This is a genomic window from Polaribacter filamentus (assembly GCF_002943715.1).
GTDB lineage: Bacteria > Bacteroidota > Bacteroidia > Flavobacteriales > Flavobacteriaceae > Polaribacter > Polaribacter filamentus.
In genome coordinates this window covers 826217-840613 of sequence record NZ_MQUA01000013.1, presented here as the reverse complement: position 1 = coordinate 840613, position 14397 = coordinate 826217, and the positions used below count along the sequence as shown (strand labels likewise).

Sequence of the window (14397 nt, the reverse complement as noted above, 5' to 3'; positions counted from 1 at the left end):
TTAACTTTGTATGAAATCATTATATAAATATGACACCTATATCAAGTTATTATTTTTAGTAGCCCTTTGTTATACAAAAAAAACTTCTGGCCAGCCGCCTGTATTGCCACAAAGAGCTATCACAGTATATGCGTCACAAAATCTTAATTTCGGCCTATTTTATGACAGCGATGGCTCTGGAGGAAGTGTTACCTTAGATTCGCAAGGAAACAGAACCGTTACTGGCACTATAAATACATTGCCTAGTTATCCAGGAACACCTGCGCTATTTGAAATTAAATTATGTCAAGGAAGAGCTATAACCATCAGTTACCAGCCCACAAGTATTTTAACAGCCGCTAACGGAGATGAAATTATATTAGAAATTGGCCCCACACAAAAAGGGGGCAATGGAGCCGTATTTGCCACTGAAAACAACTGTAACTTTATTACAATATTGCGTGTTGGAGGGACACTTATAATACCTCCAAACACGAAAGCAGGGATCTTTTCAGGGGATTTTGAAATTTCTTTTGATCAACAATAATGAACACATTAAGCGTACATAATACAAAAAAAATGATAGCCTATTAGGTATCATATCAAAGTGTTTTGTAATGTTTTTTTTTTCGCGCTTTCGACCAGCGCACAAGATAAAAAAGAAAATCAGATAGATTTCGATACAACGTACAACGAAGTCTTAATAACTATCTATATAGACGGTTATAATTTTGAAACAAATGTGCTTATTTCGCAATCTGATCAAATTTATTTAAATGCGGAAGCTCTCTTTAAGGTACTTAAAATCAAATGTCTTCCTGAGCTAAATACTTTAGTTGGGTTTCTTGAAAATGAGAAGAACATATACATCATAAATTTTGAAAACAAACGAATTACAATTGGTGGTAAATCTATCGATATTTCAAATGGCATTTTAGAACAGTTTGATGTAAAATATATAGAAGCATCCCTATTATTTGAAGCATTTGGATTGAACATCATCTTTAATCCTAGATCGCTAACGGCAAAGTTAGAAGCAGATTTTGAACTGCCATTCCTAAAGGAATTGCGGTATAAAAGAGCCCGCGAGAACATATCACAACTCCAAGGAAAGCCAACTATTGTAGATACCATCATTCCAAGAACCTATAACTTATTTAAATTAGGCACTTTAGATTGGGGGTTATCTTCTATTCAGTCTGTAAATAATACGAGTAATACAAGTATGGCTATAGCACTTGGCACTGAATTATTATTTGGAGAAGCCAACTTTAGTATGGATTACAACCCTGAAAATAAATTTGACATTAAGAATATTAAATATGGGTGGCGTTGGGTGAACAATGATCATAAAATTATTAAACAAGCGAATATAGGGCCAATTTTGGGCCAAGTTTTTCGCCCACAGGTGGAAAAGTAATTGGAGCATCCATTAATAACTCCCCACTACAGTGCGCACAGCAAGTGGATCTTATACGGTTACTGATACTACAGAGCCTAATTGGACTGTAGAACTTTATATAAATGATATTTTAATAGATTTTACGCAAGCAGATGCCGCAGGTTTGTATGTATTTAAAGTACCTATTGTATATGGGTATACCGTCATAAAATTAAAGTTTTATGGCCCTCTCGGTGAGGAGCGTACAGAAGAACGCATCAAAAACACACCCTACAGTTTTATGCAAGAAAAAATTTAAACTATTCATTAACCTCAGGTATTGTGAAGGATTCACTCAATAGTCGCTTTGCTAGAATCGGTTTAAATTATGGCCTAACGCGAAGTTTAACTGTTGCGGCAGGTGCAGAATATTTGTCAAGTAATTTTAACAAACCCTTTATACCTTTTGCAATGGTTGCTTACCAACCCTATTCTAGCATGGTTTTAAACTTCGAATACATTTATCAGAATAAATTGAAAGGCTTACTTAATTTTAATATAACGAAAGAGGCTTTTTTAGAGGTGAATTACACAAAAAACATCGAAGAGAATATTAATAGAGTTTCTCTTGAGTTAGAAAATTTTGAAGTTGATTTTTCAACGCCGTTTCATATCAAATCTTATAATGGCTTTACAAAATTAAAGTTTCAAACTACAAAATATGCATCTTTTAGCTACAATCAATTTAATTGGACGGTTTCTAGTTATATTAAAAAATTAAAATTTAATTGGGATTCATTTATCAATTGGGCTAGTGAAAACACTCCAGAAATGTACTCTAATTTGGGGCTAGGTTACCGTTTAAAAAATGGTTTAGTATTGACTTCTTCCACAAACTATAATGTCAACCTAAATGAATTTAATAGTCTTGCAATAAATCTACAAATGAGAGTATTTAAAATAAATTTAAGAGCAAGCTTTCAAAAAAATATACAAGATAAAAGCAACACTGCTACTTTAAGCGCCAATTATTCTTTACCTTTTGCACGTGCAGGAATTTCCAGCTCTTACGATGAAAGTGGCTTAAGTTTTACAGAAAATGCGCAAGGCAGCATGGTTTTTAGTATAGATAATGGCATTCTACATACTGGAAATAATTCAGCAATTGGAAAAGGAGGGCTCTTATTACACCCCTTTCTTGATTTAAATGATAATGGCAAATTAGACAGGGGAGAAAAGAGAGTTTTAGTATCTTCTGTTAAAATTCAAGGTGCTAATGCAGTAATCAGTAAAAAAGATTCTATTGTTAGAATTTTTGATTTGAATGCTTTTGTAAATTATACAATTGAATTTTCAGATACCAATTTAGATAATATTGGCTGGAGGTTTAAGCACAAAACCTATAGAATTCTTGTAGACCCTAGCCAATACAAGCGGGTATTTATTCCTATAACTTCTGTTGGAGAAATAAGTGGAACTGTGTATCTAAGAAAAAGCAAAAGTATACAAGGCCAAGGCCGTGTTACCCTTCATATTTTTGATAAGAAAGGAGTGAAAATAGCGGAGACGTTAAGCGAATTTGATGGGTATTTTAGCTACTTAGGCCTAAAACCCGGAAAATATACTGTTCGGGTAGATGAAACGCAATTAAAAAACTTAAACTATAATTCACTTCCGGCAGCCCATCAGGTAACTATTAAGATTTCAGAGTACGGCGATATCATCGATGGCATTGATTTTACATTGAGCGCAAAAGCACCTAAAAAACCTTAAAGAATAACCGTATTTAAATGAACAGATACTTTTTTAGCATATTTGAGAATTAACATACAGCTAGAAAAACATTATAACAATGCGATAAGTAGTTTAATAAAGCTAGTTAAACCCATTAAAATACTGTATCTTGATAAGATATTATTAAGTTTTAAATTACTGATTTAAAAATTATTACATAAAAAAACTAACACCTTTTAAAACATAAAATAATGAACTCAAAACTAAACCTTATCGCAGCAGCTTTTATTTCAGTATTGTGCAGCAGTAATACCATACTTGCTCAATCTATGGGTATTAGTAGTGAAGCTATTACCCCAGACCCTTCTTCTATACTAGAAATGAGAACAACAGACAAAGGCATCCTAATACCTAGGATGACAACTGTAGAAAGAGACGCTATCACTGCAGCTGCTACTGGACTAATGATCTATAATAACGAAACTAACCAGTACAATTTTTATAACGGAAGTGCTTGGGTGTTTTGGGGCAGTGCCGCTTACCTTTCTGCAACATCTGGCGAAACACTTTCTACGATTTCTACTGCAGATGTTGTAATATCAGACATGACAAAAACAGCATTAGAAGCAGGTACATATTCTGTTCTTTTTAATGGACAAGTAAGCATACCAGCAGCTGATTATACAACTGGTTTTAGCACTGCAGATGCGGCTGCAGACTTAAATTTAATTTATACCGATATTATGGCAATACCTGTAACCGGTACCCATGCACTTACTTTTGGTAGTGGCGAAACGCTTCTTCCTGGGGTGTATAATGTAGCCGGCGCGGCATCAATTGCCGGCACCCTTACGCTAGATGGCAATAATGAAATAAACCCGCTATTTATAATTAGAGCCAATGCAGGAGCATTTAATACAGCGGCTAGTGTTGATGTAATTTTAACAAACGGAGCAACCTCAGAAAATGTTTTTTGGATTGCCGATGGAGCAATTGGTCTCGGTGCTGGTACAAAGATCTCAGGAACCTTATTTTCTAATGGTGCTGCTGTTGCAGGGGGCTCTTCCATAGTAAACGGACGATTATTAACTAAATTAGGAGCAATTTCTTTCGGACAAGGTGCACTTACGGTGCCAACAGGTAATAGCATCATAGATTTTAGGAGCTTATCTAATTTCATAATATTTACCAGTTCAGGTGGAGTTGCCAATACTGGTGCTTCCGTATATAATGGAGATATTGGAACAGGCGGAGGAGCCATCACAGGCTTTCAAACTGCAACTGTTAATGGAACAATATTTGAATCAGGATCAACTACGGTTGTTACCCCCGTTAATCATATGGCTACTTTTAGCCTTTATAAAAATGACGTATTAATTCCTTATTCCAGCAGAACAAGAACACATTTAAACAATCCTTCAGACATTTCTTTACAGAGCCTTTCTGCAGTTGGAGTGGGTGACACAATAGATGTGAGATGGAAAATTGATGAACAACCTTCTGATGGTATCGAAATAAGTGTTCTTAATAGAATTTTAACATTGATTAAGGTAGGAAACTAACCAAACGGTACTCGTTTAAAATATAAAAGAAAATTCAGCATGAAAAATTTCACGCAATATAAAATTTTAGGAAGTAACGGGCATTTCATTCTTTTGGTCCTATTCTTTTTAATCCAAATACTAGAAACGCAGGCACAATACATTTCCAATAACGGAACTTATATTTCTATTACAAACGGAACTGTCGTTGGAATGGATAGCATTACTAATTACAATAGTGCAACACTTGTAAATAATGGAACCTTAACAATTATTACGGTTAACAATACGGCAACAATTGAAAATAATGAAACCCTAGCTACTGCTACCATAAATAACTCCGGAACATTTCAAAACACAAAAATGTTAACGGCAACTACCGTTATCAATTCTGGAACTTTTGAAAATTTGGATATCTTTTCTGCTCCTACTGTTAACAATTCTGGAACTTTTGCAAATGGTGGATCCTTTACTGCTACTGACGTAAACAATACCCTAACCTTTGAAAATACAGGAACCTTAAATACTAATGCGTTTATCAACGAAGGAAATACCCTCGGAGATGGAACTTATAATATTTTAGATAATTTTACAAGCTCAGGAACCTTTTTAAGTGAAGCAGGTGCTGTAAATATGAATGGCACATCGGCACAAATAATGACCATGGCAGCTACTACTTTTAATAACCTCACCATAAACAATGCAGCAAGTGTTACATTAATTTCAACGCAAACTATTATTACAAATACCCTAACGATTAATGCAGGGAAAGTCTTTAAAATTGAAGCGGATAAAAACTTGACAGTAACGGGTACTATTATAAATAATGCAGATACCAGTGGTCTTATTTTAAAGTCTAATGCTTCTGGAACGGCTTCTCTACTTCATAACACCATCAATGTACCGGTAACCGTGCAGCGTTATATTAGTGGTACTGCAGAAGACTGGCACTTTCTTTCCGCACCCGTTTCAAATCAAGATATAAGCGGTAGTTGGAACCCTTCTGGTACTTATGGAAATGGAACTGGATATGATTTGTATATTTTTAATGAACCGACCCCTTGTTGGACGTATCAATTGAACACCACTGTGGCACCAACTTGGCCGTCTATTCATCCTACGGCTAACTTTGTTACAGGCCGGGGTTATTTATATTCAACTCAAGCCGCGAACCCAACGAAAGAATTCATTGGATTATTAAATAATGGATCTATAAGTTATCCAATTACAAACGAAAGCCCAGATCTTGTAGTACAAGGGTTTAATTTAATAGGAAATCCTTATCCTTCTTCTATTGATTGGAAATCAATAACAGGTTGGACACGTACGAACTTAGTATCCTCTGGAGGAGGTTATGATATGTGGATATGGAATCAGGAGTCCAACAATTATGGTGTATATAACTCAATTGGAGATATTGGCACGAATGGTGTAACGCAACATATTGCCCCAGCACAAGGATACTTTGTTAGAGCAGTGAGTAACGGAAATATTAATCTTTCTAATGCCGTGCGCATTAACACAGGTGCAAGTAATTGGTTAAAAGGAACAGATTCTGGAATCAATAGCTTAAAAATTAGAATTACTTCGAAGGAAGCACATGGTTATGATGAAGTTTTGCTTCAATTTGGATACCCAAAAAATGAAGCTGGGGCGTTAAAACTATTCAGTCAAAATGAAGCAGCACCTTCGGCTTACTTATATGATTCAAGGAAAGATTTATCCGTGCGATATTTAACAGATACCAACGAAAACTCAAACGTTCCGTTGTACTTTAAGGCTGGGAAAGATGGCGGTTATTATCTTAGTTTTGATACGGTTTTTGGAGCTTTTGATGTGCTTTTATTAGAGGATAAAAAAAACAATAGCATCACTGATTTAAATGTGAACGCTAAGTATGAATTTAATGGGGCTGTAAAAGATGATGCAAATCGATTTGTAGTGCACTTTAAAGACAGAATTATAGAAACTGAAGACCTACCTGCCACCATTTACTATGATGGAAATGAAATAAATGTTGACTTAACGATGGTAAATGAGCAAACAGATATTAAGATATATGATATGCTTGGAAAAGTGGTTTTAGAGAAGAAAAAGGAGGGTAAAATGATTCATCGTTTCAAAATAAACTCAAAAAGTGCAGTCTATATTGTAGTAGCAAATAGCAATGGAAAATATACCAGTCGAGTACTTTTAGTTTATTAAAACTGCATAGTAAGACTTTACTCTCTTTAATATAAAGGAGCTTGAAGGTGTTATTTATTAATGCTGGAATTATGAAAGTTATTTATTAAATTGAATAACACCTTGCGGAGTTTCTCTAATATACTTAGCTTAAAAAATAAAATGTCAAAAATGTAAATATCATCTAGATTTAAAGCAAATAGAAAAGGTATTCCACGATTAATTTATAAAAGTAGCGCTTATGATTGCTACAATTGCAACTCTGCTTACCTTTTTATACCATCTCTTAATTTTAGTATTACTATTAAGTCCTAAAAACCATTTACTTATATGCTAAACCAATTTAGTTTAACTATTTTGTTGTACACTCATTTTAGAGAGCCTTAAAAACATTGAAACTAATTTCAGGTTGAATATACTTACAAAACAACATAGAAGTAGTAAAATTTCTTATGGTACTATAATTTGATAACTTTTTAATCATAAATACTAATACTCCACTCTTTATATCCAAGCGCTAAACTTTTCGATTTGAAATAGCTCGAAGCACTGCGAACTTTTAGTTTATTAAAGCTGCTAAGCATGGATTTAGTATAAAACCATTTAACTTTTAATATAATTTGATTATTTTATTTGTAAGAAAACCTTTAAAGCATTCATTTTACCTTTCTGTGTTTTATATAAACTTCCCGAACAAATATAAAAAAGCACTAAAACCATGATTTAATTAATTTTTTTTGTTAAAATTTCTACAAGTTATATAATTATATAATTAAGTTATATAATTATTGGATATAACATATTTTAGACATACTTTTAAAACTTATTTGAAAGTATGAAAAAAATAAACTTTTGATAATTGCACTATTTATTGGTTTTATAATGAATACAAATGGGCAACATGCTATTAAAGTTACTGGTACCGCTAGTGCAAGACTTATTTCTGCATTATCAATTAATGCAGACAAAGCAATGAGTTTTGGGAATCTTCTCGTTTCATCAACTGAAGCTGCCACAGTTAAATTGAGGCCTACTGATAGTCTTCGAGAATTCAGCAGTGAAACCGCCGTTTCGGGGATTAACGGAAGTGACAATATGAGTGTTGCTGGAATATTTACCGTTCAAGGTGAGCCAAATACCAACTACAAAGTATCATTGCCAGACAGCTCCATAGAAATAAACACAACGGCAACCGGTTCAAACAAAACGATGACTGTTAATAATTTTACTTTAAGTTTTGATAATACAAATGTCGCTTCTGATTTGACGCAACAACTTTCAAATGATGGTATTAACAGATTTACAGTTGGAGCTACATTAAATATTGGAGCCTCACAAACAATGGGCGATTATATTGGTAGTTACAACATCGTTATTAATTATGAATAATAACGAACCGATAATTTCTTAACTAAACCACTATGGACTTGAAGTTCACAGGTTTTTAAATCTGACTAAAGTCAGGTGTATGGAATCTAGATTGCCTACTCAAGGATAAAATTGATCGTATCATTGCCTGATTTACGATGATGTTCTAACTATTCATTTACCATTTTATCCCTAATATTGCCTGTACTCCAACATCTAAATCCGATTGCCCAAAAATGTCTGCCCAAATATTGTTTCTTTAACAATGGAAATTCTTGTTGAATTTTTAGAGATACTCTTCTTTTTAAATTCTTAACAATACTGCTGATATCTTGTGATGGACGATATTCAATGTACATATGAATATGATCTTTTGAGACAACTCCTTTCAATATAACGATATCTTCTGAATCACAAATTTGTATTAATAACTATTAACTTTCTAAAATGTTGTTGAATATACCCAACCAAAACTTTATATCTATACATAGTGCTCAAAACAATATGAACTGTTAATCTTGAAACGGTATGACCTTTAGTTCTTTGATTTCCCATTCAACAAAGATAAAAGGTTTTAGAAGCTAAAGCAATATGCACTAAAGTGCATAGTTTTAACTATTTTTGTGACCAATAAACTAAATTTGACTGAACTGAAAATTTAATGCTAAAAGTAAAAAGTTTTTCTGATTTTTTTTGGCCTCTTAAACTGCTAAAGAAAAAAATCGGAAATAACTTTTGGTGAAAATTGAAAATTAACCAAAAAAAGTCAACTTATTTAGGACAAGACAAATAGAATTATGAAAAAATATTTTCTTTTATTAGTGTTCTGTACTTATTCTCTTCTTTCATTTGGACAGCTCAAAGGAAGTCAAGAAATTGATAGTATTTTTAAAGAATGGAGTAAACGGAATGTACCAGGTGATGCCATTGGTATTATTAAGAACGGGAAGTTAATTTACTCAAAAGAATATAGCATTGCTGCCTTGGAACACAACATAAAAATAGCGCCATCGTCTGTTTTTAATATTTGTGTAGTATCACAACAATTCGTTGCTTTCAGCATTTTACTACTAGAAGAACAAGGAAAATTAAACCTTGACGATACCGTCCAAAAACACCTACTTGATTTTCCCAAATATGGAGCACCACTTACGATTCGGCATTTAATATCCCACATAGATGGCATAAGAGACATGAAAGAGTTTCTCCATTCAATAACTTAACGCTAACCAATGATAAAACTCTTTAGAAAAAAACGATACAACCTCATGGAGAAAAAAAATAACGGAAAATATTTTAAATATGCAATTGGCGAAATCGTGCTTGTTGTTATTGGAATTTTAATTGCTCTTTCTATTAACAATTGGAATACGAATAGACTTAACAATCAAGTAGAAAAAATGATTCTTAATAATCTAAAGAAAGACCCAATGTTAGAATTAGACAATTTAGACAGTCACAAAAAAATGCAAAATATTTGGATAAATAGTGGAATTGAAATTCTTAAAAACTATGACAGTAATGATGGCTTTCTAGTAGACGAAAAGTTGCTGGCCTCCATGAATGATTTAATGATTAGAAGTGCTTTTCTTCCAATTAAACCTACCTATCAAACCATTGAAAATACTGGTAAAATAGACCTTATAAATAACAGAAATCTTAAAGAAGAAATTTTAATCTATTATAAGAATATATCTTGGTTTAGTAAAAACACAACAGATAATAATACTTACTTAGTAGACCAATTAGTAAATAATAAGTTAATCGAACTTACTTTTTTTCAAACAAATTCTTTTAGTAAAGAGATGAGAGAAGAATGGACAGTATTTGATATTAAAAACTATAAATTACAAAAAACAAATAGATTTGTTGAGCAAATTCAGAAAGAATTGAATAACTTAGATAAATCTCTAAATCTAATAAATGTAGTTAGTTTTAGAATGTTTCTAGCTAATATACAGATAGATTTTGCTAAAAAATCAGAAAGTGATACAAGAAACTTGATAAAAAGTTTAGAAGTTGAATTGAATAAATAATATTAACAAACACACAACACTATATATAATTTATCGCATACTTACGAAAGTCCACGCAGACTTTCTTGGTAGGTAATTTATTACTAGTTTAGTGGCTTTAAACACGTAACAAACCATAAACAAATACGTTGGCAAATATTGTAGGGAAATCCTTGTGCTTTATTACACTTAACGCTAAATAATGATAAAAATCTTTAGAAAAATACGATACGACTTTATGGAAAAAAACAATACTAAAAAATATTTTAAATATGCAATTGGCGAAATCGTGCTTGTTGTTATTGGAATTTTAATTGCTCTTTCTATTAACAATTGGAATGAGAGTAGAAAGGTCCAAAAAGGAATAAGAACTGGGTTAATAGAATTAAAATCAGCTTTAGAGGATGACTTTTCCATATTAGAAAATCTCATAAGTGATGTTGAAATCTCAGACAAAGCTGGAAAACAGCTTTTGAATGATTTAAATAAATCCCCAGATTCAATAGATTTAGTTCAATTATTCTTTAACATTTTCACCTCACAAATGATAGTAACATTCGGTAGTTCAAGTAACTCGTATGAAAGCTTAGTCAATAATGGCAACATTGATTTAATAAGAGATAATTTGTTGAAAAGACGATTAGGCGCTTATTATAATAGATTTAATTGGGCATCAACCTATGAAAAGGGCCCAATGATAAAAAGTTATGAAGAGTATATCTCTTATGCACACAACTTTACTCAGCCTAATGCTTTACGTTTAGCTTACGAAGCAAACTTACCAAACGTAGATTCCTTAAAAATTAAATCTTTAAAAGAGTTAGGCGGTCAAAGTTTAATAAATACTGCTCAACTTGACAATGTGTCAAACTTTATGGTTGTTGTAGATAGACTGCAAACAAATAGATATATTCAATTAGCATTTTATAAGAGAAAAAAGATACGGTTGAAAAACTTATCAACCTCACAAGAATAGAAATAGAATTACATTGAATTTAACTAAAAATATTTTCAATTAATCTTCGCATTCGGTAGAAATATAAATAACGAAAGCACAACAACGTTTATAATTAATGTCTAGTGCAGGCTTACTTGCGAAAACCTTCGCAGATTTTCTTTGTAAGTAATTATTTACTAAATTTATTGTTTGAACCCAAAAAAAACTATAAACAAAGCAGTTTTAGCTGTTTGCTATGATGGTCCAGGGGTCAAGGATATTACAGTATTTTTGGTATCATAAATACTACCTGCACCCGATAAAAAAATATAATGAGATCTATTATTAAAAAACAATTACATATACTAACGTGACTGCAACTTAGAGAATAGTTCTAAAAATCTTTTTGATACTCTGTAAAAAAGTTACTACACTGGTAAACTGTTTAAAAATAACTATTACTATACCCGTTGTGCATTTAAACAATATTGACTTTTAAATTGTTTATATTCCTATTAAAAACAAATTTGTTAATGTATTGAATGATAGTTAGTGCTGTTAATTTTGAGAGAATTCTTGTCTTAAAACCTTCAAAAGTTTTCGCATAATTATTCCGTATTTTAAACTGGTCACAAAGTTGAGAAAACAAGGTCTCAATTCGTTTTCTTTTCTTCCTAAAAATATACGTTTGTTTTTTGTAATTCTGTTGATTTTTACGCATTGGAACTTCTAATTTAATTTGTTTACTCTCAAATAAATCTAACTGATAGTCCGCACTTAGGTATCCTTTGTCCCCTAAAACCACACAGTTATTAAACTGATTTTTAATGTCTTTTAAATAATGAATATCATGTACAGAAGCTTTGCTAATATCAAAACTTTTAAACACGCCATCAATAGAACAAACAGCATGTATTTTATAGCCATAATAATGCATGTTTTGACTAGCACAATAACCTCTATTTGGGGCTGAATAAAAGTACTCTTTACAAACTTTACTTCTCCCGCTTCTTGAGAGTTTTACAATCTCCAAAGGCATACTATCTACTACATAATAGTTTTCAAACTCCGTGAACTTATTGGAGAGTTGAGTTCTTATAAATTCAATGGCAAAAAATAATTTTCGCTTCCGTTTATTGTAAACTGATCGCTCTATTTTAGCAAACAAATATTCTGGAATATCCCGAAACAACTGACATTCACTGTCTATACCCATATATTCTGCTGTTAAATTCATAGCGATTAATTCAATGTCTTTTAGTTTTGGTTTCCTGTTTTGACGTAAAAATTGTTCCTTTTCTGTAATTGTGGCTAAGACTTCTAAAATTTTATCGTAATTTGCTCTAAAGTTATTCATCGTATTTAATCGATTGATTGTCAATTAAATATACGACTTTTAATAGTCAAATGAATAACTTTTTTTAACTATTTATAATGCACAACGGGTATTACTATAAATGATACTACAACTTAAAAATATCATTATCTCTTTTTTTTTGATGTGTTGTAGGTTGTTTTATAAACTATATTGAGGGTTGGCATTCATTATTAGTAATCTAGTTATCCATTTTATTAATCTACCTTTCGAAAAACCAACCAATCTTCAATTACAAAATTCTTTAGAAAAATACGATACAACCTTATGGAAAAAAATAAAACAAGAAAGTATTTGAAATATGCCATCGGAGAAATTTTACTAGTTGTTATTCTTATTATCATTGCCCTGCAGCTTAATCATTTGAATAAGAACATACTACAATACATAATATTGCTGCAGCAAAATGAAGAAATTAGATCAATTACAATTAGTTGGTTTTATTAGCAATTGATTACTTTTATCAAAAACTAAAAATAAATTTAAAATGGGCAAGATTGTTTTATTCTTTTTTATTTCATTCATTTCTTATGAGCAATCGGAAGATCCTGATCTAAAAACTTTAAAAGAAAGAGAAAAAGTTGTAGAAGAGTCATTGACAGAGAAAGTAATAAAAATAAACGATCAGTTTTATATGATACAGACATTTGGTGGAGTTGCCGGTAACATTGGCGTTTTTGTTTCCGATGACGGAATAATACTGATAGACGATCAATGGGAAGTTATTGAAGAATTAATTCTAGAAACGATACAATCTGTTAGTCCAAAAGAAATAAAATTTATAATTAACACTCATTTTCATCACGATCATATTGATGGGAACAAGGCTTTTGGCAAAAAAGGAATTCCAATAATTTCGCATATAAACGTCAGAAAAAGACTTCATCAAAAGCAGGAATTATATCCAATGGGTGGAGAAATAATATTCCAAGATATATACCCAAAAGAAGGAATTCCAACAATAACCTACTCTTCATCAATGAGTATTTTTAAGAGCGATGAAGAAATTCAACTATATAATTTTGGTTTTGGTCATACAGATGGAGACACTCTTGTTTTTTTTAAGGTTAGTAACATTATGCATACGGGAGATTCCTTTGTCACTTATGGATATCCATTTATAGATTTAAATAATGGAGGAAGTTTTAAAGGATTTTTAAAGGATTTTTAAAGATGTTAAACCAAATCATCATACTTGTGGACGAAAATACAATTATTATGCCGGGACACGGACCAATTAGCAATATTAATGATGTTAAAAAACTTAGAAATGTAATAGAAGAGCATTATAAGATCACTGTCAATGGCTATAAGAATGGTTTATCCATTAATGAGATATTAAGTCAAATTACTACAATCCTAAAATCTGATGCTGGTATCACAAAAAAAGACTTTGTCCAAAATATTATTCATGACTTAAAAATGAACTAAACCATAGGTATATTTAGCAAATTCTGCACCTTTTCAATAAGAATTTGATACTAAAGGTTTAAAAGGAAAATATAATAAAGTATCCGACTACTTTTCTGATTTTATTTTTGCGCATATAGTGGATTAGAAATTACCGAAACGAGAACAGAAACTATGGATTGGAAAAGTGGTGAATTTATTCTTACTGATTTGACAGAAATCATTGGAATTTTATTAGTTCTGACTTTACCAATATACTTTTTATTGAGGAAAAATATTATGCAAACAGCGACCTAAAAAATAAAAAAACTGAATGAGTTAGGATATTGTACTTTTAAATTCAAAACAGAAAATAAAATCAGTTTCAGAATTGGATGAAACCCAGCTCGAACCGATTTATTTTACTGCAATTTTGGAAAACTCCTTTGACCTAATTAAAAAAGATGATAATCCGAGAGAAATAACCGGAACCA

13 protein-coding genes and 1 pseudogene are annotated in these 14397 nt (G+C 31.7%); 12 read left to right on the top strand and 2 right to left on the bottom strand.

What is annotated here, in order from left to right; genetic code table 11:
- The first annotated feature begins 10 nt into the window (after window positions 1-10).
- The 7 genes from BST83_RS05955 to BST83_RS05925 all read left to right on the top strand — a co-directional run bounded on the left by BST83_RS05955 (window position 11) and on the right by BST83_RS05925 (window position 8208).
- Entirely contained in the window at window positions 11-526 is a 516-nt protein-coding gene (locus BST83_RS05955) for a DUF4402 domain-containing protein (protein ID WP_104808993.1), read from the top strand.
- A gap of 60 nt (window positions 527-586) precedes the next feature.
- Window positions 587-1399 carry a hypothetical protein gene (locus tag BST83_RS05950; protein ID WP_104808992.1) on the top strand — a complete coding sequence of 271 codons (813 nt, stop codon included), beginning with the start codon at window positions 587-589 and terminating at the stop codon, window positions 1397-1399.
- 31 nt (window positions 1400-1430) lie between these two features.
- A complete protein-coding gene (locus BST83_RS05945) occupies window positions 1431-1679 on the top strand; it encodes a hypothetical protein (RefSeq protein ID WP_104808991.1) in 249 nt (82 codons plus the stop codon).
- Between the two features lie 23 nt (window positions 1680-1702).
- Window positions 1703-3133, top strand: coding sequence for a carboxypeptidase-like regulatory domain-containing protein (locus tag BST83_RS05940; protein ID WP_104808990.1), 1431 nt, complete (start codon window positions 1703-1705; stop codon window positions 3131-3133).
- A gap of 212 nt (window positions 3134-3345) precedes the next feature.
- The gene (locus BST83_RS05935) at window positions 3346-4656 is read left to right on the top strand and encodes an ice-binding family protein (RefSeq protein ID WP_104808989.1); all 1311 of its coding nucleotides are present in this window, start codon (window positions 3346-3348) and stop codon (window positions 4654-4656) included.
- Between the two features lie 39 nt (window positions 4657-4695).
- Window positions 4696-6840, top strand: a complete 2145-nt coding sequence (locus BST83_RS05930) for a DUF8693 domain-containing protein (RefSeq protein ID WP_104808988.1) — start codon at window positions 4696-4698, stop codon at window positions 6838-6840.
- An 831-nt stretch (window positions 6841-7671) separates the two neighbouring features.
- Complete coding sequence (locus tag BST83_RS05925) at window positions 7672-8208, top strand: DUF4402 domain-containing protein (protein ID WP_104808987.1); 537 nt, start codon at window positions 7672-7674, stop codon at window positions 8206-8208.
- Window positions 8209-8357: 149 nt separating this feature from the next.
- Here the strand turns inward: BST83_RS05925 and tnpA are convergent.
- Window positions 8358-8742, bottom strand: a pseudogene (tnpA, locus tag BST83_RS05920) (IS200/IS605 family transposase).
- Between the two features lie 242 nt (window positions 8743-8984).
- Between tnpA and BST83_RS05915 the strand changes: the two are divergent.
- From BST83_RS05915 to BST83_RS05905, 3 genes are all read left to right on the top strand, one after another.
- Window positions 8985-9410, top strand: coding sequence for a serine hydrolase domain-containing protein (locus BST83_RS05915; protein WP_104808986.1), 426 nt, complete (start codon window positions 8985-8987; stop codon window positions 9408-9410).
- 45 nt (window positions 9411-9455) lie between these two features.
- Entirely contained in the window at window positions 9456-10223 is a 768-nt protein-coding gene (locus BST83_RS05910) for a DUF6090 family protein (protein WP_104808985.1), read from the top strand.
- Window positions 10224-10440: 217 nt separating this feature from the next.
- Window positions 10441-11178, top strand: a complete 738-nt coding sequence (locus BST83_RS05905; protein ID WP_104808984.1) for a DUF6090 family protein — start codon at window positions 10441-10443, stop codon at window positions 11176-11178.
- Window positions 11179-11617: 439 nt separating this feature from the next.
- Here the strand turns inward: BST83_RS05905 and BST83_RS05900 are convergent, their stop codons facing one another.
- The gene (locus BST83_RS05900; protein ID WP_104808411.1) at window positions 11618-12496 is read right to left on the bottom strand and encodes an IS982 family transposase; all 879 of its coding nucleotides are present in this window, start codon (window positions 12494-12496) and stop codon (window positions 11618-11620) included.
- A 505-nt stretch (window positions 12497-13001) separates the two neighbouring features.
- On the opposite strand from BST83_RS05900, the gene BST83_RS05890 reads away from it, so the two are divergent.
- Together BST83_RS05890 and BST83_RS05885 are read left to right on the top strand one after the other, a co-directional pair.
- Window positions 13002-13685 carry an MBL fold metallo-hydrolase gene (locus tag BST83_RS05890; RefSeq protein WP_104808982.1) on the top strand — a complete coding sequence of 228 codons (684 nt, stop codon included), beginning with the start codon at window positions 13002-13004 and terminating at the stop codon, window positions 13683-13685.
- Window positions 13686-13687: 2 nt separating this feature from the next.
- A complete protein-coding gene (locus tag BST83_RS05885) occupies window positions 13688-13945 on the top strand; it encodes a hypothetical protein (RefSeq protein WP_104808981.1) in 258 nt (85 codons plus the stop codon).
- The last annotated feature ends 452 nt before the right edge of the window (window positions 13946-14397 follow it).